Source organism: Paenibacillus foliorum, assembly GCF_013141765.1.
In the GTDB taxonomy this organism is placed as follows: domain Bacteria; phylum Bacillota; class Bacilli; order Paenibacillales; family NBRC-103111; genus Paenibacillus_S; species Paenibacillus_S foliorum.
Map to the genome: position 1 here is coordinate 102,424 of NZ_WHOD01000003.1, position 24,148 is coordinate 126,571.

17 protein-coding genes are annotated in these 24,148 nt (G+C 46.4%); 9 read left to right on the top strand and 8 right to left on the bottom strand.

What is annotated here, in order from left to right:
• Nucleotides 1-164: 164 nt before the first annotated feature.
• On the top strand, nucleotides 165-458 hold the full coding sequence (locus GC093_RS00440) for a hypothetical protein (protein WP_171649871.1): 294 nt from the start codon (nucleotides 165-167) through the stop codon (nucleotides 456-458).
• A 116-nt stretch (nucleotides 459-574) separates the two neighbouring features.
• Here GC093_RS00440 and GC093_RS00445 read toward each other — a convergent pair whose 3' ends face one another.
• Together GC093_RS00445 and GC093_RS00450 are read right to left on the bottom strand one after the other, a co-directional pair.
• Nucleotides 575-3,058, bottom strand: coding sequence for a hypothetical protein (locus GC093_RS00445; protein ID WP_216624434.1), 2,484 nt, complete (start codon nucleotides 3,056-3,058; stop codon nucleotides 575-577).
• Between the two features lie 87 nt (nucleotides 3,059-3,145).
• Nucleotides 3,146-3,886 (bottom strand): SDR family NAD(P)-dependent oxidoreductase, encoded by a 741-nt coding sequence (locus GC093_RS00450; RefSeq protein WP_171649873.1) that lies wholly within the window; start codon nucleotides 3,884-3,886, stop codon nucleotides 3,146-3,148.
• Between the two features lie 122 nt (nucleotides 3,887-4,008).
• On the opposite strand from GC093_RS00450, the gene GC093_RS00455 reads away from it, so the two are divergent.
• Nucleotides 4,009-4,890: a LysR family transcriptional regulator gene (locus GC093_RS00455; protein ID WP_171649874.1), complete on the top strand. Its 882-nt coding sequence runs from the start codon at nucleotides 4,009-4,011 to the stop codon at nucleotides 4,888-4,890.
• 667 nt (nucleotides 4,891-5,557) lie between these two features.
• On the opposite strand, the gene GC093_RS00460 is transcribed toward GC093_RS00455, so the two are convergent.
• Nucleotides 5,558-5,725 (bottom strand): response regulator, encoded by a 168-nt coding sequence (locus GC093_RS00460; protein WP_171649875.1) that lies wholly within the window; start codon nucleotides 5,723-5,725, stop codon nucleotides 5,558-5,560.
• Between the two features lie 415 nt (nucleotides 5,726-6,140).
• Between GC093_RS00460 and GC093_RS00465 the strand changes: the two genes are divergently transcribed.
• From GC093_RS00465 to GC093_RS00490, 6 genes are all read left to right on the top strand, one after another.
• Nucleotides 6,141-8,060, top strand: a complete 1,920-nt coding sequence (locus GC093_RS00465; RefSeq protein ID WP_171649876.1) for an aliphatic sulfonate ABC transporter substrate-binding protein — start codon at nucleotides 6,141-6,143, stop codon at nucleotides 8,058-8,060.
• A gap of 174 nt (nucleotides 8,061-8,234) precedes the next feature.
• Nucleotides 8,235-9,779, top strand: coding sequence for a spore germination protein (locus GC093_RS00470; protein WP_171649877.1), 1,545 nt, complete (start codon nucleotides 8,235-8,237; stop codon nucleotides 9,777-9,779).
• Nucleotides 9,776-10,876 (top strand): GerAB/ArcD/ProY family transporter, encoded by a 1,101-nt coding sequence (locus GC093_RS00475; RefSeq protein ID WP_171649878.1) that lies wholly within the window; start codon nucleotides 9,776-9,778, stop codon nucleotides 10,874-10,876. Before GC093_RS00470 ends, GC093_RS00475 begins: the two co-directional genes overlap by 4 nt.
• Complete coding sequence (locus GC093_RS00480) at nucleotides 10,873-11,997, top strand: Ger(x)C family spore germination protein (protein ID WP_171649879.1); 1,125 nt, start codon at nucleotides 10,873-10,875, stop codon at nucleotides 11,995-11,997. The genes GC093_RS00475 and GC093_RS00480 overlap by 4 nt, the downstream gene beginning before the upstream one ends.
• Nucleotides 11,998-12,018: 21 nt before the next feature.
• Entirely contained in the window at nucleotides 12,019-13,116 is a 1,098-nt protein-coding gene (locus GC093_RS00485; protein ID WP_171649880.1) for a GerAB/ArcD/ProY family transporter, read from the top strand.
• Nucleotides 13,116-14,237, top strand: a complete 1,122-nt coding sequence (locus GC093_RS00490; RefSeq protein ID WP_171649881.1) for a Ger(x)C family spore germination protein — start codon at nucleotides 13,116-13,118, stop codon at nucleotides 14,235-14,237. Before GC093_RS00485 ends, GC093_RS00490 begins: the two co-directional genes overlap by 1 nt.
• Nucleotides 14,238-14,418: 181 nt before the next feature.
• Here GC093_RS00490 and GC093_RS00495 read toward each other — a convergent pair whose 3' ends face one another.
• Genes GC093_RS00495 through GC093_RS00515 form a run of 5 tightly spaced genes read right to left on the bottom strand, consistent with a single transcriptional unit; the run spans nucleotide 14,419 to nucleotide 22,338 of the window.
• The gene (locus tag GC093_RS00495; RefSeq protein ID WP_171649882.1) at nucleotides 14,419-15,633 is read right to left on the bottom strand and encodes a VWA domain-containing protein; all 1,215 of its coding nucleotides are present in this window, start codon (nucleotides 15,631-15,633) and stop codon (nucleotides 14,419-14,421) included.
• A gap of 3 nt (nucleotides 15,634-15,636) precedes the next feature.
• Entirely contained in the window at nucleotides 15,637-18,042 is a 2,406-nt protein-coding gene (locus GC093_RS00500) for a DUF5682 family protein (RefSeq protein WP_171649962.1), read from the bottom strand.
• Entirely contained in the window at nucleotides 18,000-19,091 is a 1,092-nt protein-coding gene (locus tag GC093_RS00505; protein WP_171649883.1) for an AAA family ATPase, read from the bottom strand. Before GC093_RS00505 ends, GC093_RS00500 begins: the two co-directional genes overlap by 43 nt.
• On the bottom strand, nucleotides 19,067-20,866 hold the full coding sequence (locus tag GC093_RS00510; RefSeq protein WP_171649884.1) for a HEAT repeat domain-containing protein: 1,800 nt from the start codon (nucleotides 20,864-20,866) through the stop codon (nucleotides 19,067-19,069). Before GC093_RS00510 ends, GC093_RS00505 begins: the two co-directional genes overlap by 25 nt.
• Before the next feature lie 23 nt (nucleotides 20,867-20,889).
• Entirely contained in the window at nucleotides 20,890-22,338 is a 1,449-nt protein-coding gene (locus GC093_RS00515; RefSeq protein WP_171649885.1) for an SWIM zinc finger family protein, read from the bottom strand.
• Between the two features lie 202 nt (nucleotides 22,339-22,540).
• Here GC093_RS00515 and GC093_RS00520 point away from each other — a divergent pair, with 202 nt between their 5' ends.
• Nucleotides 22,541-24,115 carry a stalk domain-containing protein gene (locus GC093_RS00520; RefSeq protein ID WP_171649886.1) on the top strand — a complete coding sequence of 525 codons (1,575 nt, stop codon included), beginning with the start codon at nucleotides 22,541-22,543 and terminating at the stop codon, nucleotides 24,113-24,115.
• Nucleotides 24,116-24,148 lie beyond the last annotated feature (33 nt).

Consider the following 24,148-nt stretch of genomic DNA (forward strand, 5'->3'; position numbering starts at 1 on the left):
CAAATAGGCTTAAGCCTAACTGAAATTGATATTTTATTATTAATTCCTTAACCCTATTCTCCATTAATCTCCAAAAACAGTGGTTTCAGACACTGGTATTTCGACAGACTTCACCTTGCAGTTGAAGTAAACTATTGGGGTACATACTTCAGGAGGTGCATGGTTTGATTAACAACGTAATTAAAACTAAAGCGATGGGGTTCATTAATCAAGAGATTGAAAGGTTGCTTACAGAATTAGAAAGGGGACTTATCAGCAAGGATGAAGCGATTGGCGGCTTAAATACCGTATATAATATCGCCTCTGGCATAGAGGATGTTAAGTATATGCAAACCATTTGCAAAATAATCGCCTATATTAGGTCCAAAAATTATTACTTTAAAATAAAAAGCATGTATTCGAAAAATTATTTTGATGGAACGCACGAACCGAGCCTGCCTGCTCTATCTGCTTTATAAGCAAGCCAGAGTAAAAGCAGTAAAATATGCCATAGCTTATTACTTTATATTCAACGCGCAAAAAAGCTAAGTCAGTTCCGCATAGCGGATGTCTGACTTAGCTTTTTTCCTGCCTCTTATTGTGAGTACATTTTCCACACCCACTCGCTATCATTCACAAATTTCTTCTTTACCCGCGCCAGCAGCATCACATCCTGCTTCTCTGTGCTGGCCTCCATTACCCTCTGCTGCCAAGTTACCAGCATTTGAAGTCTTTTACTCCCAATGTTTATGTAATCTATTGCTTTTCCTTCATCCGCTGAAATGAATACATAGACCCAATCCCCTTCTGCCAGAGTGCCGTGATACGATGTGCCGCGATGGTCTTCAAGCCACTTGCTAACAGTCGAAGAGAGACGACTGTCACCAAGCTGCAGATGCTCATAGTGAACTGCGTATGTGGGCTCATACGGTTCATACAAGGAATCAGTCCGCTTGCTTTCCTTAACTGCGAGCTGCTCCAAAGCCTCCTTGGCTTTCTTCGTCTGATCTCCGTCCGGGTAGCGCAGCTCTACCTGCTCAAGCCATTGTTTATCTTGGGTATGAGCATATAACAGCAGCAGCGCATCGTCCGCGAGTTCAGACTCAGGAAAGCTATCGATCAGCTGTTTGGCGTAATCCGCAGCCTTCTCATTCAACCGGGATATCGGCAAATAATACGATACCTCCTCCCCATAGTGCGTCAGCTTGCTATAGCTAAGTGCTAGTGAATACAGCGTCTTGGCTGCCGTCTGTTTACTAGCCTCCTGAAGATCAATGGATTCAAACTGATCGATCGCCTGTATCAAGTGATTAAACCGACCGATATAACGATCCAATGGTTCATAATAGTCCATTTCTTTAATATGACCGAACCAAAAGAAGCTTTGACGTGTCTCCCGCCATAGATGGTTGTAATACAACAGCGGCTCCTTGTAAATCATCGCCGCCAAAGCATACTGCCGATCCGATTTCTCAACGCCTACCGCTTGCTCGGCCTCTTCCGCCAGCTTAGCAGCACGCTCCGTCAATTGAAGCTGGGCGCTAATTCGTTCCCAGAAGGGATATCGCTCCTCCGGATAAATTACCTCCGCTTTATCTGCTCGATTAACGGCGAAAGCCTCCGCAAAAATATCTTTTCCTCCATATGTATGGATAAAAGCATGCAGCGAAAGCGAAGCTTCCCGATACTTCCTCGCTCGGATGTATTCAACCGCCTGCGAATAGTCAATCCACGGCTTCATCCAAGACGGAAGCCGGTCCGTATCGACAGCCACAAGAGCATCTGGAGACATTTCTACATCAAGTACAAAGAGCAGCATCCCTCTTGCATCGTAATTAAGATCCCGATCCCCTAAATGAACAGCTTCATTCAGCCAATAAAGCGCATTTCCACCATCTCCCGCCAGCTGATAACAGCGTGCCAGACGATAAGCAGCATCATCAGCCGCCGGATGCTTGGGGTACTGCTTCAGAAACTCAAGCCACTGAGCGGCAGCTTGCACAGGCTGTGCATAATCATTTCCGTCTGAGCTGTACCACTGCTCATCCAGACCATAGAAGTAGGGTTTCCCGCGAATCATTTCGTAGAGTTGAATCCCCGCAGCTAGCTCTCCGGCAGGGTACATGTCCGCCAGCACCTTCTCCACTCTTCCGTTCAAGGGTTGCGTGAAACCGCCGCTAGTCCCGCTCTGGTAAAGCCGTTCCGCTGCAGCCCGGTCGCCATGATGAAGCACAAGCTGCTGATCGATCAATTGCTCAACAGACACATCTTCAGTTGCAGCTGCCAGCTGCTTCAACCACTCTGCGGTCTCAGCATCATAGACTGGGATACTAACCACGGAATTAAGCACCGATAGCCTCTGAGTCGGTGTAAGCTCGTGCTTATCGTAAATATGTATCAATTGGGCCCAGCTCTGGGCATAAACCATATAATCGATAATTCCGTCGTATGGTGGCTGGCCCTTATAAAAATTCAACCACGACATAAGCTGGCTATCGTCAAGCCAGCCCTTGTACTTCATTAGTCCCAGCAGCACTTGAGCACCACGACGATCCGCCAAACCTAGCCTCTGTTGCAGCATATCCCTCTGATCGTCCTGCAAAGCCTCTTGAACGAAACGAACATAAAGTTCGTTTTCATACATTTCTATCGGATAGTCCTGGGTCCAATCCAGAAGCGCATTCAGCAGCTGAGGGTCTTTCCAAGACAGCGATGCTTCAGCCCAGAACCTCCAATCAGACGACAAACGGGTAGGCTGCTCTAATCGATTAGTTTCCGCTCCTAACGGCTTCAAGGATAATTGCTTTAGAACGAGGGGGATTAGCTGTTCTTTTCCCGCTGCTAATTGTTCCAGAAGATCAGAAGGAATGGAATGATTGCTCTCGTATGCCTGCTTTGCCTCATTTACAGTTCGAGCTAATTGTTGCGACCCATTGGAAGCCTCGGTTATTTCCATCCCATAAGCACGTTCACTCAGATGAACTGCATCAGTCCAGGAAATAACGGAAACCGCTGCTGCGACCGTTACCGTCCATATCCACAAGCGGGGAGCTATCTTTATTTTCTTTATGTTCTTCATGTTTTTCATGTTCTTCACCTTCTCATCTTCATTTCCAATTCCATATTGAATAAGACGATGAGCGGCTGGTAAAAGTTTCTATTAGTCCTACAACGTTTGGCCATTGTCTACAGTAATGATCTGACCAGTCATCGATTCTTGCTCCAAAACCGAGCAGATAAGCTTAGCAATATCATCGGGAGTCGAAATACGCTGAAGCAGCAGATTATCGGTTAACCGATTCATTTGATCTTCCTTCCCTTCCCACCATCTTGTCGCTACAGCTCCAGGCGCAACGCTGCAAACCCTGATCTCCGGCGCCAAAGCACGTGCCAACGATTTTGTAAGACCATGCACGGCCGCTTTGGATACAGCATAAGGAAGTGAGGAGCCTGACCCTGATAACCCAGCTATGCTGCCGACGTTGACAATGGCCCCTTGCTTATTCTTCTTCATCCAGGGAGCAACGGCTCGGGCACAGTAAAACATACCTTTGACATTAACAGCATAAAGCTCATCCCATACCTCATCCGTTGCTGCTTCCAGGTCGTCAAGTGGAATGTGCCGGGTGATGCTGGCATTATTCACAAGCAGATCAATTGGCCCGAATTGTTCTACTATTCTATGGACCATTTCCTTCACTTCACTATCCTGAGACACATCGGCTCTTATGGCAAATGCACTTCCGCCCTCGTTAATGATCCATTCCACCGTTTCGTCGGCATCGGTCTTGGAGCGTGAATAGTTCACTGCAACGGCTGCGCCCCGTTTAGCTAGTGCGATACATGTTGCTCTGCCAATCCCTGTCCCGCCGCCAGTGACGAGAGCCACTTTATTTTTTAGATCCATGAGAGTCACTCCTTATCCGTTTGATACTTTTAGTTTATGTCACCATATCAATTCTGTATAATTGAATAAACTAATCGATTAATTCAAAAATATTGAACTATAGTTCGGAGCTGAGAGGTTAGATGGATCTTAAAACATTAAAAACATTCCAAATGATAGTGACTTACGGAAGCTTTATCCGTGCTGCCGAGGAAATGAATTATGCTCAATCCACTGTTACCATGCAAATTCAAAAGCTGGAGTCTGATCTGGGCGTTCAATTGATCGAGCGCGGGAAAAAAATTCAGCTAACAGAAGCCGGCAGACTTTTTCATGAAAGAAGCTTGCATATTGTAAAGGATTTGGAGCAACTACAAACCACGATGTCGGATATACAGCTTGGTGAAGCAGGGAATATTCGTCTAGGGGTAACGGAGCCTAACGCGAGTTTTCGATTACCTATTATTTTGGCAAGCTTTCTATCTCAGTACCCAAAAATTCGTATAGCTGTAGACATTGCTAACACCCCCGCCTTGAGTGAGCGTCTTCTTCGTGGGGAGCTTGACTTGGCTCTTTGTTCGGCACCGGAGATAGAATCGGATCTTTATTTTGAACCCTTATTTACAGAGAAATTTGTCGTTTTGATGCCTGATCAACATCCGCTGTCCTCTAAACCATATCTTCAAGCAGAGGATATTCGAGGACATCGTTTGCTCATTACAGCAGCAAGCTGTCCTTACCGTAAAAGGCTTGAGATTGTATTGCGTGAATCAGGCAAAGCCCCATTAGAGACTATGGAAATTGGCAGCATGACCGCTTTAAAATATTATGTTCAAAGTGGTCTTGGCATCGCCCTTATTCCCGAGATTAGCTTGAATCCAGCTCCCGCAGGCACTGTGATACGGACTTTGAACAGTAATGCCACTGACATGCCTTGCGGTATCCTCTGCAAATCTTCAGAATATCCATTGGGGCTAGCAGGCACAAAGCTCTATCAATTTCTCAAGCAAGAGCTGCTCGGATAGCCGCATGATGGTTCTTTCGTTTCATTCGTTTTCGTATGATACCGACTGAAGAGGAACCTGGATCCTCTATTTTTGTTTGCACACGTTACCATTCGAATTGAGCGGAACTACGATCACTTATTCGTTAGGAAATCCTTTAAATTGGCATATTTATGACCAAATAACGCATCGTCGTTCCTCTTCCCATCCAAATAAGCTGGTTTAGGCAAATTAACGCATCGTTGTTCCTCTTCCCATCCAAATTAGCTGGTTTTAGGCAACATATCGCGTTCACCCTTATAATGAGATAGCAGCTGTGATCCCAAACAATTAATTTATAAGAGGAGCTTCCCCAAAAACTCATTTTCGTAAATTTCAGTCTCCATTTCTCCGCAATATTAAGTTGAAAAAGAACCTTCAACCCCACTTTGTAGCGAGTTTGAAGATCCTTCGATGCATACAAAGGGATTCACTCTATTACGTCGTTTCCCTTTGAGGGGCAGCTCCTCATTAGTCATCAATTTAATTCGTATACCTTTACTTTTTCTTCAAGATATTTGTTGCTTCCTCACGAAAATTCTTTGCGTCTTGCTCAGGAGTCGTTTTCTCATAAAATATTTCATCCGAAATATTCTTAAATGATTACTAATAAGCTCCAATCCGTCCATCTTAGGCATTCTAATATCGGTTATGACAATATATCCGGACGTAATCGAAGAATATCTTCATAAGCCATTAGCCCATCCGGCGCAGAGCCGGTAAAATGAAGGTTCTGCTCCTCCCACGGAATCAAACCTGCAATGCCCTCTCTAATCATTCTTTCGTCATCAACCAGAAATACTTTAAACCCGCTCACGGGAACACCTCTCTTACATTTAAAATATAGATTGCAAAAACAAGAAAGTGCCCTCAGGTCTGAAGGCACTCATTCTATTTCTCTTCACTACTATACAGGCACTTTGTTAGACCCGACCGCCAGCCGGCTATCCCTTATCATTTGGAATGATGCTGGAACTATATAGGAATTGGCTATCGAGTCCAAATCCGTGACCCCTCCCCTTTGTACAGGTACAGATATTTATTCTGCTGCAGTCGCAATATAATCTATAATTTGCACAAAGGCCTTACTGGCGTCTGCCCCCTCATCTGGAACCTTACTTTTTATGAAAAATGCTTGACAGACATGATACGGTTTTGTATTATTCCGTTAAATCACATTGAATTACTATGTATTTATGCATTGTCCTATTTCTATATGGAGGTGAGCCGCTATGAAGACTGTTCTATCCAATCTGTTTCCATTTCGGACCAAAGGCACTCCCCCTGAGCAGCAGCCTGTACTAAAGGATGGGGAGTTAAACGGCATTTGGGGTGCCAACCGGGCACTTAATGACTCTTCCACAGCACTTGAGCAATTTGTTAAAGGCAATCTGCTGCACACGGAAGCCGTCTCGCTAGCCGTTCAGCACATCGTTCAAGCAACAACTACACAAACTCAACGAACCGAGGAAAGCCTTGAGCATACGGAGAAGCTAGGTATCCTCCTAGATGCCTCCTTGCAAGATGTAGCTGCTGCTAACGCATCCGTCGGGATAACTACTTTATCCTCTCGCTTAGGAGTCGAATCTATCCAAACCGTACAGCTGGAAGCAGCCAAAAGCATTGAGATCACCTCAAATTTAATAGAAGTGATGGGAGATTTACAGACGAAATCGAAGCAAATAGCCGAAGCTATCGATATGATTTCATCCGTAGCTGCCAACATTCAGCTTCTTGCTTTAAATGCTTCTATAGAAGCTGCTCATGCGGGAGAGCATGGCAAAGGATTTGCGGTAGTCGCTCAAGAAATTAGGAATTTAGCTACGGAAAGCAATGCCGGCGGGCATCAGATGAGGAAGGTGCTCGAAGAAATTCGCAAGCAAATTGAAGCATGCTCCTCCATTGTTAAGAAGACGGCTCTTTCCTCACAAACCGTTCATCAAGCAGCCGAAACAGCAGCGGAAACGTTCAGAGGCATTGATCGTGGACTTGAGGAAGTCAACGGTTACATGGGTCAAGTCAATCATTCTTTATCTCAAGCAAATGAAGCGAAGGTCAGTTTATGGAATCAAGTTGTGACGATTACGGCTTTGTCTCAAGAATCGCTTGGCTCTGCCCTAAAGGTAGCCGACTTATCGGAGAGTCAGGCATCCTCGGTACTGTCCTTGGCTGGAGCCGCGCAAGATCTTCAATCCGCTTCCAAGGAGATCGATACGAATATATCCTCCATTAGTCAGAGACTTCATCTGCAGGTGAATGCTTCATCAGCCTCTTCATTGCGAATTGGCATCATGCCGAATTTGACGCACGCTCCCGCTCTGTTAAGCAAGCATCTTCACTTTCTGGAGGAAACGTTTCACGAAGCCGTTGATACCCGTATCTTCTCAGCAGGGCCCGCGTTGACGCAAGCTCTCATTTCTGGACAGATTGATATTGGATATGTCGGTCCCGGTCCTATCCTCAACGCCTTTGTCGAGCAAAAGGGGGTCCGAATATTAGCTGGCGTATGCCAGGGCGGAGCTGCTCTCTTGGTGGGAGAACATACAGACATCCGCACCGCCGGACAGCTCCACGGAAAAACCATTGCCGTGCCCCAATTCGGAAACGGTCAGCATATTTTACTGCGCCACCTGTTCCGGGAAAACAGCCTGCGGGACGTATTCAGAGGAGGCAGCGTACGTGTTATCCAAGCGAAGCCCTCAGCCATTCAGGAGCTTCTCAAGAAGCGCGAAATCGATGGAGCTTTGGTCCCGGAACCATGGGTGAGCGTATTATTGCGCAGCGCAAATGCACGCATACTGCTCGATTGGGATCAGCTCTTTGTCAAAGGACGTTATCCCAACACCATCGTTGCCGTTAATGAAACGTTCCTTGAGCAGCATCCCGATAAGGTTCGCCAGTTTGTTAAGACTCATCGCGAGGCTGTGCAGCAAATCCGTCAAGGCAGTCCCGACGGCTACCGCGCTGTCATAGCAGAGCTTCAGCAGTTAACCGGAGTTTCCATGTCCACAGAGCTGTTGGCGTCGGCCTTCAATCGAATTATATGGAATGATCAGATCGATCCCGATTCTCTGAAACCCTTTGCCGAACTGACCGAACGCGAAGGCTTCCTCCAAGATAGCGCGCGCATTCAAGGGGTATTGGTTGGTTAATATATAGATTTTCTAAAGAATGTGAAGAAGCCTTCTCAACCACATCAATGAAGTGGGAATGAAGGCTTCTTTTCTGTCTAAAATATCGTTACATAAAATAACATTATTTTGTAAATTATATATTATCAGGTATGTATTGGTGTTTTGTATTTTTCTGATTCGAGGTGACGGTCAATGAGATTTGCGAAATGGTTCGGAAAGCCAAAGTACCAATCAACTCAGAAACAAGATAATCCGAAGCAGCAGCAAGTATCCATAAGTGAGAATTTAGCTGAGAATCTGGCCGTTATTCATAGCATCTTTACGAAAACCCCTGATCTTATTGTAAGACAAATTACAATCAAACAAACAGGGGACTCAGCTGCACTTGTTTATTTAGACGGTCTTGCAGATAAAAACTCTATTAATAACAACGTCCTTCGGCCGCTTCAATTCGATTCAGGAAGCAGCACAAGCACAAGCTTTGGCTTTGCGGTTACTGTCGGACACTTGGAAGCACTGTACGAGTGGTCGCAGATTGAGCTTGCCATTCTGCAAGCCAGCAGTATCCTATTTATCGATGGACGATCAGAAGTGTATGCCTTAAACACGGAAGGATGGCCCCAGCGGGCTATTGAAGATCCCCAGATAGAGGCTTCTTTAAAAGGAGCCCATCAAGGTTTTGTTGAAACAGGAAGCCAGAATATCGCTTTAATCCGCCGCTATATCCCGAACCGCGAATTAAAAACCTTGGAATTGAAGATCGGACGCAGGGGACAAACCAAGGCATCCATTATGTACTTGGAGGATGTTGCGAACCAAGAGGTGCTCGCAGAGCTTGAAGACCGCCTCAGCCAACTTGACGTCGACGTCATTATTAACACAGGAGAATTAGCAGAGCTTATTGAGGATAATCCCTACTCTCCTTTTCCGCAATTCATACTGACAGAACGGCCGGATACCGCTGCTTCGCAAATTATTCAGGGACGATTCGCAGTTGTTGTAGACCGTTCCCCAAGCGTATTAATTGCACCTGTAACCTTCACCTCTTTCTTTCAAAGTGTTGACGATTATAGTACGCGTTGGTCGATCGCCACTTTCATACGCTTGCTGCGTTTATTTGCGTTTTTCTCAGCTATCTTTTTACCAGCCTTCTATATTGCTGTCATTTCTTATAATTTCGAGATCATCCCTATCAAGCTACTGCTCTCGATTGGAGAGTTCAGAGGACGTGTACCGTTCCCTCCATTCGTTGAAGCGATTCTCATGGAGGTAACTCTCGAAATGATGAGGGAGGCAGGGGTTCGCTTGCCCGCTCCTGTCGGACAAACGGTAGGTATTGTTGGCGGCATTGTTATCGGACAAGCGATTGTTCAAGCGGGACTTATAAGTAATACGATGGTTATCGTCGTAGCTTTCACTGCCATTTCTTCATTCGTGCTGCCTAATTATGATATGGTAGCTGCCGTCCGTCTATTACGATTCGTCATGATGCTGGCAGCTTCACTGTTTGGAATAGTCGGTATCATCATTGGTTTGATGACTCTAATCGGTCATCTCATAGCACTTGAATCACTTGGTACGCCGTATGGAAGTCCATTCGCACCGGTACGGTACTCAGACTGGAAGGATACCTTCGTACGATTACCTCTATGGACAATGATAAAGCGTCCTTTAAGCGCAAGGGCCGTTCAATTGAAGAGACAAGGCTCAAACCGTCCAGAGGGTGATGGCAAATGAAAAAATATGCTTTTAATGAATTATCGCTTATGCAATATATTTTCCTCAATACTGGCATTCAAATTAGTGTCACCTTCTTGTCGCTGCCAAGAAAGTTGGCCGAGCATGCCGGGACTGACGGCTGGATTTCACTCATTCTGGGCTGGATCCTAAGTCTAACGGCAAGCTTAATCTTAATTCAAGTTATGAAAAGGTATCCTGATGATACTCTGCTTGATTTATTAACACATCTATCTGGCAAATGGATCGGCAGATTGGCTGCCATTCTGCTTACGCTCTACTTTTTGTTTTTCGGTTACGAGGGGATCATCAGGGCGATTCTGGTAATAAAAATTTGGGTGCTTCCGCAAACTCCAAACTATCTCATCATGATATTACTGCTGATTCCTACGTTCCTGATCGCACGTAACGGATTCACGATATTAGGCAGATATGGAGAGCTTGTCATTCTTATGTCCCTGTGGATTCCATTTATTTATTTAGCCCCAATTAAAGAAGCTCATTGGCTTTATCTGCTTCCTGTGCTTAAAGAAGGCTGGACGCCTATATTTTCAGCTCTGCCTGCAACCATTTATTCCTTTGTGGGCTTTGCGAGCACGTTTATTTTATATCCGTTTTTACGCAATAAGAGCAGAGCTTCTCTAGGAGTAGTTGTTTTTAACACATTGACTTTGTTAACCTACTTGTTCATTACTTCAGTCTGCTTCGTTTATTTCAGTCCAGACGAAATAAGCCAATACAACGAGCCGGTAATTACTTATCTGAAAGCAATTGAGTTCCGGTTCATCGAACGGTTCGAAATTTTATTTGTCACCTTCTATTTGTTTATTTTTTCTCTCTCCTGGATCCCGGCCTTCTCCATAAGCGTTTTTTGTACAAATTGGCTGGTTGGCAAAAAGGATTCTGGAAGCCCAATGCTATTGTTGTGTGGAATCCTCATTATTACAACCTATTTCTTCATGCCATCCTACCGTCAGAGCGAGTTGATGAGTTCCGTTCTCTCCAGGGCTGGATTGGGTGTCGAATATATATTTCCTGCTTGTTTGCTCGTATCTATATGGATCCATGATCGTTTTCTGAGGAGAAAGGCCTTATGAGCAAAGGACTGCTATATGTTGGGTTTATCGTCATGATTATTATCTGTTTGACTGGTTGCAGCGATCGGTTAGATATGGAAGATGCCAGCTTTCCCCTAGCGCTTGGTCTGGACATTGATGCCAATGATAAATTTCATATCTACGTAACCAATCCTGTATTCAGCAAAAACGTCAAAAAGAAAAGCCATGAAATCAGCGAGCCTGCACATACACTTCGTCAATCGCGAGTCCAGCAGGATGCCCACTCGCCAGGTGTATTCCAGGGAAGGAAATTTCAGGTCATTCTTGTCGGCAAACGCATGCTGCAGCATAAAGACTGGTTTCGAATGCTGGATGTTATTTTCCGTGATTCAAGAAATACAGTTACGGACAGAGTCATTGCCTTCGATGGGCCTGTATCGGAAATTATATACTTAAATCCCGATGATCAGCCGTATCTCCCGTTATTACTGAGAGGCATGGTTGATACGAAAAGCGAGCGCTCAGAAACAGTCAAAACAACCGCACAGGAGCTGCATCGCGACATTTATGAAAAAGGGATAACCCCTTCCATATCCGAGGTCAAATTGGATGAAAACAAAAATATCCAGCTCAATGGAGCAACCTTGCTCGATCATAGAGGGAAATATTCCGCTACACTTGAGACTCAAGAAACCGTTCTGCTAAATATATTGCAAAACAAAACTAGTAAGTCAGTCAACTTAACCTTACCCATTCCAGGCATTACTAAGAAAGGCCCCTTTGATAGAGACAAGGTCAGTTTTAACGCCGAAAAAATAAAAACGAAAATAAAAACCTCTTACAAGCAAGACAAATTTCGGTTTGACGTAAATATTCAAATGGATGTTGTTTTGACCGAGATCTTATTTCCTGTCAGTGTCCGAAATAAAGGAGTGGATCTGGAGAAAATGATTGGTGAGCAGGTACAGAAAGAAACTAATGCTCTCATACGCAAAATACAGAGCCATAAAATTGATCCTGTAGGATTCGGATTGTACGCGCGAGCTTATCAATACAAGCACTATAAGGAAGCAGAAGATCACTGGGGCCAGGAGCTCGCTAACGCAGACATTCAAGTTTCCGTGAATGTATCCATTCTAGGAATGGGTCCCGTGAAGTAACCATCCAAAGGGTGATAATAATTGAAAAAATATGCCTTTAATGAGATTACTTTCATGCAGTTTATTATCATCCAATTCGGGGTTCAAGTAAGTTTCGGATTGCTGTCCCTGCCCAAGGAACTAGCCGAAAGAGCGGGTACGGATAGCTTGATTACGATCATCATAGCCTGGGCTCTTTCTATAATAGCCAGTATAATGATTATTCAAATCATGAAGAGACATCCCGATGGCACCCTATTTGATCTGCTATCCCGATACGTCGGTAAATGGGCAGGTAAAGCAGCGGCTCTGATATTTACCGCATGGTTCCTTACGTATGGATACGTAGGAGGAGTCAGGACCATCTTGTACATAAAAAGCTGGCTGCTGCCTCAAACTCCCGTCTTCATGATCATGCTGCTGCTGCTCATCCCCACTTATCTCATAGCGCGTAATGGACTCCGTATTTTGGGGAGATACGTTGAGCTTATTTTTATCATTTCCTTGTGGATTCCATTTGCCTACTTGCTCCCGCTTAAAGATGCACATATTCTTAACCTGTTTCCCCTGGTCAAAGAAGGCTGGACGCCTATCCTAACTGCACTAAGAGTCACCTTTCTATCCTTTGGAGGTCTGGAAACCGCGTTTATCATGTATCCTTTTTTGAAAAACAAGCAGATGGCTACCACTGCGGTAATCATTTCTAACACCCTGGCCATGCTAGTGCTGTTATTCATTACCTTTGTCTGTTTCGTCTTTTTCAGCCCAGATGAAATTTTACAATATAATGAACCGGTAGTTAATGTATTGAAAACCATTGAATTCAAGTTTATAGAACGAATTGAAATCTTATTTATCGCCTTCTACTTATTTATTTTTTCATTATGCTGGATTTCCACTACCTATATGTCCGTATTTTGCACAAGCTGGTTGGTTGGAAAACAGGACCATCGCAGCCATCTGCGGGTGCTATGTCTAGGTACCGCCGTACTGACCTTTTTCTACCTGCCTACCTTTAACCAAAGCGACCAGTTTGAAAAATATTTAGGTCTGGCTGCAATCGCTATCGACTATGTATTCCCGGCTTGTTTACTGCTTTATTTATGGATGCACCATCAATTTCAGTGGAGGAAGCGCTAATGAACAAGCGGCTGCTGTGTGCTTTACTGTTCGTCTTTGTTGCTCTTACGACCTCTGGCTGCGAGGACAGGCTGGATATGGAGGATGCTGTCTTCCCGCTTGGGATTGGCATAGATTTGGATAAAGACAACGAGCTGTTGCTCTATGATGTCCACCCTGTTTTCAGTAAAAATGTCAAGAAAAAGAGCCAGGAAGTTGAAGTAAAGCCTACCACGCTTCGTCAAGCCAGAGCCAAAATAGATGCCTATTCAGCGGGTTCCTTTCAAGCCAGAAAAGTACAGATCTTGCTGATCAGCAGAAAAGTATTGCAGCAGGACGGCTGGTTCCCTATGCTGGATGTTTACTTTCGTGATCCGAGAAATCCGTTAACTCCCCGAATCATCAGCTATAACGGGCCTCTATCTGATTTGGTATTCTTAAACCCGGATAACGAGCCCATCCTTCCGCTGCTGCTGCGCGGAATGGTTGATACGAAGAGTTCACGGTCGGAAACGGTGAGCACTACCGTACAAGAGCTGCATTGGCAAATGTATGAGAGAGGCATTACTCCCTGTATTTCTGAGGTCACATTGGGGAGCAATCAGGACATCAAGCTTCACGGTACAACCTTACTTAATCATAAGGGTAAATACGCATTTTCCATTAGCTCCGAAGATAGCGTTCTGCTGGCCATCCTGCAAAAAAATTCCAAAACCATCAGCATGACGCTTGTTATCCCTTCTGAATCCAAACAAGCTCCGTTCGATACGAACCGAGTAAGCTTTAACGCAAGCAAAGTAAAAACTAAAATAAAGCCCTCCTACAAGCAGGATAAATTTCATTTCGATATTCAAATCGAGATGCCTGTTGTTTTGACTGAGCTGTTATTCCCCTTTGATTTACAAGCTAATGAATCACAGCTGGAAGAAAAAATGGCTAAACAAGCCAAGAAAAGATTTGAGCTTCTCATTAAACAAATCCAAAAACATAAGGTTGATCCATTGGGGCTTGGCCGTTACGCACGGGCTTATGAATACGACCATTTCAAGAAAGTGGAGGATCGTTGGGGAGAAGAGCTGGCCAAAGCGGAGATTAAAGTATCGGTCAAAATAAATATAGAAGCCTCAGGACCGGTGAAATGAATGGTTTATGGTGGCGGTGGCGACGCTCTCGACCGTCCGCCATGCAACGCCGCAACGCGCGCCCAGGATTCGCGCGCGTTGGAAAGCCGCCTTAACGTACATTTTCCTAACTAACCTACTGGTACTTCTAGCATTCGATGGACCTGAGGTTAGTTATGCATCAAAGCTTGTAGGACCTCGACTAGCGTATTCTGCCTGTAGCAAGGCTCTCGGCCAATACCTGCAAATCATGTCCCTTGATGGATCTTTCTACCAACTCAGGTAGCCTGTCGGGTGAGCAGCCAAAGCTAGGGATGCCGAACTGAGCCAGCTTCTGGGCAAGCTGGTTATCATAAGAAGGAACGCCATTATCGGAAAGGGCCAGCAGACAAATCACTTTGACTCCGGATTGCTGCAAAGCCTCCATTCTGCGAATGAGTGCAGATTGGTTTCCACCTTCATATAGATCTGAAATTAATATAAAAAGCGTCTTTTTCGGTTCCATTATATACTGCTCGCAATATGCGACAGACTTATTAATATCCGTGCCGCCTCCGAGCTGAATCCCGAACAGCATATCGACCGGATCATTGGCGCACTGCTCGCTCAAGTCCACTACTTCCGTGTCGAACACGACCACCCGAGTATCTAAGGAAGGTAAGCTGGCAAATATGGAGCCTACTACAGAGGCATAAATGACCGAATCGGCCATCGAGCCGCTCTGATCGATATCGAGAATGACCGTCCATTCCTTACTCCGTCTTGCTCTATCGTAAAAGTATACCCGTTCTGGAATGAGCTTACCTAACCCTTTATCATAATGCTTTAGATTTTTGCGTATCGTTGTTTTCCAATCCATACCGCTGAGTGACGGCAATGGCGAGTGCTGTCTTCGATTAAGCGCCCCTGTTACCGCACGGCGAATATCCTGCTCCAGCCGCTTGACGATATCATCAACGACAGCTTTCACCAGTTGCCGCGCCGTATCCTTGGTCTTCTCGGGAATTCGGCCCTTTAATGCCATTAGCGTTGCGACCATCCGGATATCAGGCTTGATCTGAGCGAGCGTTTCCGGCTCGAATAGCAGCTGCTTCAGCCCTTTTCGTTCGATAGCATCTGACTGAATGACCGAAACCACATCCGTTGGAAAGAAGCTGCGTATATCCACAAGCCACTTAGCAAGCTTCGGGGAGGAGCTGCCTAACCCTGCCGAGCGGCGGCCCCCGGCTGCCTCTCCCTCTAACCCCGAGCCCCCGGACGTGCCGTCATAAATGGCTGCAAGCGCTTCGTCCATAATTTTATCATCGTCATCTAACAGCCCTCCTCCAGACCCTCCAGAAGAATATTCATTCAGCTTCTGCTCCACATCGCTTCCAAGCACAAGGCGCCATCGCTTCATCTGCTCTCTATCACTCATAGTCTACAAGTCTCCAAAGTCAAAATCGTTAAGTTCATTCAGCTTCCCTCTTTCCTCTTCGCTCAGCGGCTCTTGCAGCAGCTCCCCCGTTACCTGAATAGACATTCCCCAGAATTCGCCGAGCAATTCCGTTATCGACGTCTTCTCTCTTGCTTCAAATAAGCCGAAGGCTCTACGCAGAAACACAAGTGACCGCTTAAACTGGCTGCTGTCCAGAGATTGGATATAGGCGTCGAGCTGCCGCCATAAATCCGCCCGTGATAACAGAGCATACCTGTTCCTCATCGATAGGCCTTCGAACCAGCCAGCTCCCAAATCCGCCGGTATGCCTGGTGAAAGGCGTCGCGATACCTCACGTGCGCATTGCTCCTGTGTGATTTGATTCCGCTCCAGTAGAATCGCAAATGCAAAGCCGGACAGCTTAGCGTTCCGATCATCATGAGCAGCTAGCAGTGTTAGCTGCTTAAGCCATTGCTGGTCATCCACGATCTCGAAATGTTCTTGAGACACAGCATGCATTTCATTCATGGCAGCTACGAGCTCATGAGCCGCTTCATCGTTGCATAGGGCTGCATCCACCAGCAGCAAGGAGCCCCTCAGGAACAGCTGCTGGACGAGAGGGACCAGCGTGGTTGTATCGGCCCTTCTTACATCGCCATAGCGGATGATGAGCGAAAGCTCTCTTGCCGCTGCCGCGATGTGGACGAAATTAGCGGCTTCCGTTGTTATGCGCTGCAGCATTTGCCGTGCTTCCTCCAACATCTCCGGCAGCTCGCATTCACAAGCGATATGAATGATGTGAGAAGCTTGCTTAAGATCCTTGCACTGCTCCAGCATTTCCTTCAGTACAAATGCGCTTGCCCATTCAACCGTTTCGCCCTTAAGAGTTGATTCTACCATCTGGATTTCCGCTTCAGGACTCCACTGAAGCACCCAATGCTCAGCCCAGGTGGCAGCGTCTTGGCTCAGCCGCTTCTTCTGCGCAAATCCGATTTGCAGCAGCTTCAGCCGATGCAGGAAGGTAGAACGATGCAAATCCAGGTAAGCAGCTTCAGCCGACTTGACCCTCCGATTTTCGCGCAAATCCAGCTCCAAATCCTGACTGACTAAGGATTTATACTTTTCCAGCTTCAGCTTCTTCAAGTGGCGGTTCAAGTCGTCTTGAATCGGAGTTTGACTGACTCCCTCCGGGAGCTCTCCAATAGCAATCCCGATATCAACTTGAGCAAGAGCTTCGGCAATCGGCGAGAGCTCTCCTAAGCCCAAAGTGACAACTGCTGCATCCCTCAAATCCTTCCATGTTGGCAGGCTTCCGTCCTTAAGTGAAGCAAGGGCCTCCGCCAAGCGCACCCCTTCGATTACTGAGGCGGTCGAGCGGTACGTGCCGGTGTTCCTTAACTCCTTCACTACTCGGGACAAATAAAGAGAGGGCAACCGTTCCACATCCCCCTTTTGCAAGCACTGCCATAGCAGTTCAAAATAAGCAGGAGCCGGATTCCCCGCCCCATACCCGGAATGGGTCGATAATTTATAATACGAATAGGGCATAAGCGTAAGTTTAGTTGAGGACCTCGGGAGTGCAGCTACCTCCTTATCCGTCAATCCGGGAAACGTCAGATGAAGCGCTGAAGCATGATGAGCTCCGGTTACAACGACAATTCTATCCTGAGGACCGCAAGCCTGGAGAGCCTGCAGAATGCTTCGTCGCATAAAAGCTTCACGTATCGAGTTATACGCCGCAGCCAGCGGATCTGCCGACCATTCATCCTGCTCCTGAAGCTGCCGCATTTGTTTGGAATACTCCCATATAGCGCTTCGGTAAGCGTCAGGGGTCGTATTATGCTCGAAATGTCGTTCCCAATAGCTTTCATAATCAGGCTCACCCGCTAACTCGGCAATCCGTTCATACATCCAGTGCTGCTGCCTGTAAAATTCATGGCGCTTGCCTTGCCGACTACCCTGATCTATCCGATCTTTCTCCTCTTTATCTTCTTCTGGATGATCTGGCTCTGCCCGCACTTTCTCACGTTCCTTAAACATTTGAACAGATATATCCGAAGGCAAATCGATAAACTGCGCCACCGCTCCATGCTTCGCCGCCCACAGGAAAGCCTGATACTCCGGAGAATAGGAGGCAAAAGGAAACAGGAGCGTCCTAATAGGCAGCGCATCTGTATAAGCCAATAGCGCGATTGGAGGTACGACTCCCTTCCCTGCAACCTGCCCAATAAGGGGAGTCGCATCAGCTGGTCCCTCCACCAAGACCATTTTGGGCTGAATCCGATCCAAATAGGCATTTAATTGATAAGCGCCGGTCGGGGACAAATGGCGAATGCCAAATATGTGAACCCTATCGTCCCCGCTGCTCAATCGTTCATCTCTCGGCACGCATGATACAGGCTTCTCCATTCCGATCCCCGCTTTTTCATCACGTTTTCCAAATATTCCTTCCAAACGATTTGATCCTTTTCATCATCCTTCACAATAGCCCCCTGCAATCCGGCAGCGAGATCCTCGTCTTGGATTTGGCCGCTTCCAAAGCTGGCGGCTAAAGCCATACTGTTGGTAAGCAAGGAGATCGCTTCAGCCGTTGAAATCACACTGCTTGGAGGCTTAATCTTCTCCTTGCTGTCAAGAGTCATACCGCGGCGCAGCTCTCTGAAAATGGTAACAACCTTGCGTATAGCCTCCTCTTCAGGCAACGCCGCCTTCAATTCGTAGCTCGCTGCGATTTCCTGCACCCGCTTGCGGACGATGCTTACCTCTGTCTCCAGCTCAGAAGGAGCAGGTAGCACAATGATGTTAAACCGCCGCTTTAAGGCAGCCGACATGTCATTCACCCCGCGGTCCCTCGTATTGGCAGTCGCAATAATGGAAAAGCCTTTGGCGGCAGCTACCTCTTTGCCAAGCTCTGGAATCGAGATTGTCTTCTCGGACAGGATTGAGATCAGCGCATCCTGCACCTCCGAGGCGCAGCGGGAAATTTCTTCAAAGCGGGCGATTCCTCCGCCTTCCATAGCACGATATATAGGGCTTTTCAGCAGCGCTGCATCCGAAGGCCCATTAGCCAGCAGCATCGCATAGTTCCAGGAGTAGCGGATCTGCTCCTCACTGGTTCCTGCTGTACCTTGAATCACCTTGGAGGAGTCGCCATGGATGGCAGCTGTCAAATTCTCGGACAGCCATGACTTAGCCGTTCCCGGCTCTCCTATCAAGAGCAGCGCACGGTCGGTCAGCAGCGTAGCAATCGCGATTTCCACTAATCGGGAGTTGCCTATGTATTTCGGAGTAATCGGTGTACTACCGGCTGCTCCTCCTGTGATGAACGTTAAGACGGCCCTTGGGGACAGCTGCCATCCGGCAGGCCTCGGACCCGTATCCGTTTCTTTTAAGGCATGCAGCTCACTCTCATACAATCGTTCAGCCGGAAGCCTCATAACAGTTTGCTTTTCATCCATTCGATCCATCCCACTCCTTTGTTATCTTTGGATTCATCCTGCACGTTAGCTTTAACGCTTTCCACAACCTCAATCATTTGCTGTTTCACGCTCTCATAAGTCAGCTTTTCCGCAAACTTCTCAAGCCTTTCCGTATATTGGGCAGGCAGGAGGCGCATCAGAGACAGCCAATCGCGGTCCAAGTAATAGATCTGACGAGCCACAGCCCCCTCCAGTGATTGTAAGAGCAATTCAGGCGTTTCCTTATGCCTTAATTTATACAGCGCAAAGAGAATCGAAGCAGTCCGCGGCTTCATCATTTGAGGGGCAACCTTCCATTTATCCACCAAATAAGAAGTCACCTTACGGTCCTGTTCATCAGCAAGCCGGCAAACAAGCTCCTCCTCGTTAATGTCTACGAATACATGCACCCAGCGGGAATCCCAATGTATATCTGCTGCTTCTGTATGAATCCCACCCCTTCTATGCATCAGCGGCTGTGTCCGATTATACATAACTCGCAGCAGCTCTTTGGCTGCGAAATGATCCTTATTCCGAACCTGCAGCGCATACTCCTCATACACGGCATCAGGCGGTAAATCCCTTAAAGCCGCTTGGAAGCTGTAAGCAATCAAACGTTGGTCCGGTTGATGGTGTAAATTACGCAGGAAAGCATTCGCTTCCGGTCGATCGGCATGGAGCAGCAGCTTTGCCGCATGTTCCCGAATAGCATCGGTTTCCTTTTGATTGAAGAAATGGTTGGATATTACGCTTATTAAAAAGTGTGTAACCTGCTCTGTTCTTCTACCCTCCATGCCATTTACGACGGTTGCTAAACGCTCCACCGTTTGTTCATCGAGTGAGCCTGTCGTCGCCTTGGTGACTAGCTCATCTGCATAGAGAAGCAGCCGTGCCGTAAGACGATCGTCCAGGCAAGCCTGAATAGGCTCCAAAGCAATGCTGTACTCTTTTCCTACTAATGCATTCATGAGAGCGTCTATCGCCTTATCGGATGGAAGCTTAGCCAGTGCGAACAAAGCGGCTCTCCGCACTTCTTTCTTTTTATCTCTAGAAAGCTCTACCAGCCTGCCTTCAAACTCAGGATAGCCGCTCCATATATCTATTGCAGCTAACTTGACTTCCGTAGAACCGGCTTCTATCGCGCGCAGAAAAAGCTCCCGATACTCCATACCGCCAATTCGATGAATCAGCAGCAACATTCGAGCATCCGCTTTCCCTCCGTTTAATTGGAGCTGTTTCAGCAAAATAGGCAGCGCCGGAGCACCGATATAAGGAATGACCGCTTCAGCCATATAATCAGCAATCTCTGCATAGGTGTCCTCCAGGCCTAAGACAGCCGGGATATGCGTACGCATATCGTGAAACAGCCCCTCCTCATTGGCTTGACGAACGATCTCCAGCCTCCCAGGTCCCCGTTGTGTTAACGCTTCGATTAACGGCCTAAGCTTCCTGTAAGGTACGCTCGTCATCCCAAGAGATCCGGACGGCCCAAACCGCTTCAATTCTCCTTTGATCTCAGAAGTCCCCTGCGTATACAAAATAGAATGAAGCAGCGTCCCCAGCTCAAGCAGCTTAACCGAGGAGCTTTCGGCACTTGCTTCCACGACTTGCTGAATGGCTTCTGATAAACGCCGGAAGACCGGTGCGCTCTCTCCAAGCTTCTGCAGCTGCGGCAGGAGCTTGCTTAATCGAAAATCACCTGCTGCTACACCGCTTCCGGCAATAAATAATCGCCGAACCTCCTGATGTACTTCATATAGAATAGCTATGCTCATAACCTAACTCCTCACTTCACCGACTAATAAATAAACCGTATGATTTCGCGTTTCGTAACCAAGCTGAGCGGCTGCGCAATTAGCCGTCCACTGGATAACTCATGCTCAAACAGAACCAGCATCGCTTGGTTTGCTGCCAGCTCCGGAGTTAACAATGGCAGCAGGTGCGTTGTAGCATGAGCTAAGTAAGCTGTATCCTGGAGAACGATCTGCTTCCCCTGCGCATCCAGCAGCCCATAGCTGTCATCCTCCCCTACTACTATTTCGCTATAACGAAGAAGAACTACGGGATGCTTATCTGACAACGGATTTTTCAATTGATTTTTTACGAGCTTGATCACCTCGGTAAAAGAGCTCCGGCTATAAGAGTGGATTCTCTCGAGGTCCTCGGCTTGCATAGACCGCAGCGGCCCATCATCCCAGCGCACCCGCGGATTCAGCTCACCCGGATAGATGAACAGCTCGCTGGCCTTTACAATATCAAAAACAGAATCCTCTTCCTTCATATACTTCGCAGCCTTTACAGGCCTATAATGGCGTGTGACATACAAGCTGCCGCTGCTCAGATCCATCCACAGGCCTTCGTCGACATATTCACTGCGTGCAGCGTACAGATTGGAACGAAATGCAAGCTGGGCCAATTCTACATGGGCTTGCACACGCCCATAATCACGCAGCTCGGATAGCTGCCAAGCATGCCCAATGGATTCCTCCAGCCCGGATTCAGAATCCATCGCAAGCTCAGGATTCTGCTTACGAGAAGTCAAATAATCCCTGCTCTTTCTAAGTAAGGCATGCAAATACGTTAGCTGATCCATGGCTTCCGTATACAAGCTCTCGCTGTCCTTGTTCTCCTTAATTAATAAGATCAGCTCCCGCAGCTCATTCTGAAGGCCTGGTACATAGAAATTGCCCAGCTGCTTGGCTTGATCGTCCATCATCTTCAGCACTTTACTATCGATCCCGGCAACTCCGTTTTGAACTAGCTGCCGGATTAATTTGTCCAACAGCTCAACTCCTTCGAGCTGGGCATTTATTTTTTTCGCCAATGCCGCTTTATTCGTCTTCCGCTTGGGAACTGCCGCTTCATCGCTGCCGACGCCGATGGCTTCCTTCTTTTTTTCCTCCCGCTTGTCGGCCTTATCTCTTTTCTCCGCAATCTCTTGAGGTATCGCTTCAACACTGAAGGTTTGACCTGCAGCAGAAGCATACAGCAATCCTAAAATATGCTTGCAAGGGAATTGCCGACTCGGGCAGGTGCAGCGATACACCGGGCTTTCAGGTTTCAAATAATCGACTGAGCAGCGATACGGCTCTTTACCGCTCCCTTGGCAATCTCCGAACAGCAGTGTCTTATCCTCTGTGCGGCATCGTTTCGTAATTTTATTCTTCTTAACTAAGTCACGACCGTTCTTCACGGCAGCTGCGTTCAACGCTAATGAATCTACATAAGCTTCGTTTATCGTTATCATTGGAGACCTCACATTAGGAATGAATATTAGACAACTACATTTACAGATATTTCCTTCTTTTTGAACGTGGAGTGCATGAATAAATTTATATGCAAGCTTCTCTTCGTCTATGAAAAAGCAAATTTCACTAGTCGAAAAACAAAGGAAATATGGAAAGTTTTGGCGAATAGGTTCAGGCAGATCATACTAAGGAGAGATAACATTGTTAACCAGTCTGATAAAAAAAATCATCATTTTCTGTTTGATTCTCATTTTAGTGATACCCGTTACTCCTGCTTCATCCGTTTGGGCAGAATCCATTGTGAAGGATCCTGAATTAGCAATAGCAATCTGGAAGGAGCTTAAAAAATCTGCAGCAGGCGAGGAACTGAAGCTAGAGGATTTGCAGAAGTTAAAGTCGCTGTACCCTAAAAATACAGATGTCAAAATCACCAATCTGCAAGGACTTGAGCATGCTGTCAACATGCAAAGCATGTTTCTGACCAGTCAGGCCATTACGGATATAAAACCAATAAGGGAGCTAAAGAATCTGACGTTTCTAGCAATTAGCGGTAATCAAATCACAGACCTTACTCCCTTGAGCAGCCTAAGCCGTCTGCAGAAACTAGTCATTGATAATAATCAGATTCAGAGCCTGGAACCGCTTGAGAAGCTCCCCCAGTTAACCGACCTTCTAGCCAGCGGCAATGAGATCTCCGATTTAAGTCCAGTGAACAGATTACAGGTGAAATGGCTTATATTAAGCAATAACCAAATTCAAAATTTGGAACCATTAAGAAACCATCCCACACTGGAGAATTTGTATCTGAATGATAATCAAATCCAAGACATAGAGGTTCTTGAAACTCTACCGAATTTAAAAACGATTTCTTTGAAGAATAACCCGCTGACTGAGCAAGCGGGACAAATTCTTCATAAATTGCAACAAAGAGGAGTAAATGTTGAGGATTTAGATAAGAAGAAGCAGCAACAGGTCGAGGGTATTAAGGTTTCGCTGAACGCAGAGCCTGTTGCATTCGATATTGCCCCTTTTATCAAGGATGGAAACACATTAGTGCCGTTTCGCCCTATTTTTGAAAAGCTCGGATTGAAGATCAATTGGAATGAGGACACCAAGACTATCACTGGGGAAAAAGAAGGCATCACCATCCGATTAACAATTGATCAGCCTATTGCGGAGGTTAACGGTTTGCCCATACAGCTTCCCATCGCGCCAACCCTTGTATCAGGCAGCACCTTCGTGCCTTTGCGATTCGTTGCCGAGGCTGTTGAGAGCACAGTCGAATGGGATGCTGTCCGTCAAATGGCTATCATTAGAAGTAAACAGGATTTCATTTCCTCAGATGGCACTTTTCAGGTATCCGTTTATGGAAAGTGGACTCCTTACACTTCTTCAACCCAATCTTCTGTTAAAATGGATATTCGTGAATTTAATTGGAACACTTTTGCCGTAAGCGCCATCCCTAAACAAGAACTGCCGCAAGGTATAAATTTAGATCAATTTTATAAAAATATAAAGACTCAGATACTTGCCGATTCCGAGTCGAAAACCTATCTAGTAGAAGAAAAAGAAGAGATTTTCCAAAGCTATCCAGCTAAGCGCTTTGTCTACCATAGAACCGAAGAAGGCTGGAAAAACTTCGTGTACACGATCCTTTTCTTCGAAGCCAATGGAAGCTATTTCCGGATTACCACTGGTGCTAATGAAGAAATTTTGAAAAATGCTCAAGTAGAGTTACAAGGAATCGTCGAAAGCTTCAAATTTATTAAGAATTAATAGTTTCATTAGAGAATGGTTGGATAGGATAGT

What these genes read in the sequence shown, in the direction of transcription:
- GC093_RS00490 (WP_171649881.1), top strand. Translation starts at nt 13,116, where the DNA reads ATGAACAAGCGGCTGCTGTGTGCTTTACTGTTCGTCTTTGTTGCTCTT.
- GC093_RS00465 (WP_171649876.1), top strand. Translation starts at nt 6,141, where the DNA reads ATGAAGACTGTTCTATCCAATCTGTTTCCATTTCGGACCAAAGGCACT.
- GC093_RS00500 (WP_171649962.1), bottom strand. Translation starts at nt 18,042, where the DNA reads ATGGAGAAGCCTGTATCATGCGTGCCGAGAGATGAACGATTGAGCAGC.
- GC093_RS00470 (WP_171649877.1), top strand. Translation starts at nt 8,235, where the DNA reads ATGAGATTTGCGAAATGGTTCGGAAAGCCAAAGTACCAATCAACTCAG.
- GC093_RS00505 (WP_171649883.1), bottom strand. Translation starts at nt 19,091, where the DNA reads ATGGATGAAAAGCAAACTGTTATGAGGCTTCCGGCTGAACGATTGTAT.
- GC093_RS00445 (WP_216624434.1), bottom strand. Translation starts at nt 3,058, where the DNA reads ATGAAGAACATAAAGAAAATAAAGATAGCTCCCCGCTTGTGGATATGG.
- GC093_RS00495 (WP_171649882.1), bottom strand. Translation starts at nt 15,633, where the DNA reads ATGAGTGATAGAGAGCAGATGAAGCGATGGCGCCTTGTGCTTGGAAGC.
- GC093_RS00515 (WP_171649885.1), bottom strand. Translation starts at nt 22,338, where the DNA reads ATGATAACGATAAACGAAGCTTATGTAGATTCATTAGCGTTGAACGCA.
- GC093_RS00450 (WP_171649873.1), bottom strand. Translation starts at nt 3,886, where the DNA reads ATGGATCTAAAAAATAAAGTGGCTCTCGTCACTGGCGGCGGGACAGGG.
- GC093_RS00475 (WP_171649878.1), top strand. Translation starts at nt 9,776, where the DNA reads ATGAAAAAATATGCTTTTAATGAATTATCGCTTATGCAATATATTTTC.
- GC093_RS00480 (WP_171649879.1), top strand. Translation starts at nt 10,873, where the DNA reads ATGAGCAAAGGACTGCTATATGTTGGGTTTATCGTCATGATTATTATC.
- GC093_RS00510 (WP_171649884.1), bottom strand. Translation starts at nt 20,866, where the DNA reads ATGAGCATAGCTATTCTATATGAAGTACATCAGGAGGTTCGGCGATTA.
- GC093_RS00455 (WP_171649874.1), top strand. Translation starts at nt 4,009, where the DNA reads ATGGATCTTAAAACATTAAAAACATTCCAAATGATAGTGACTTACGGA.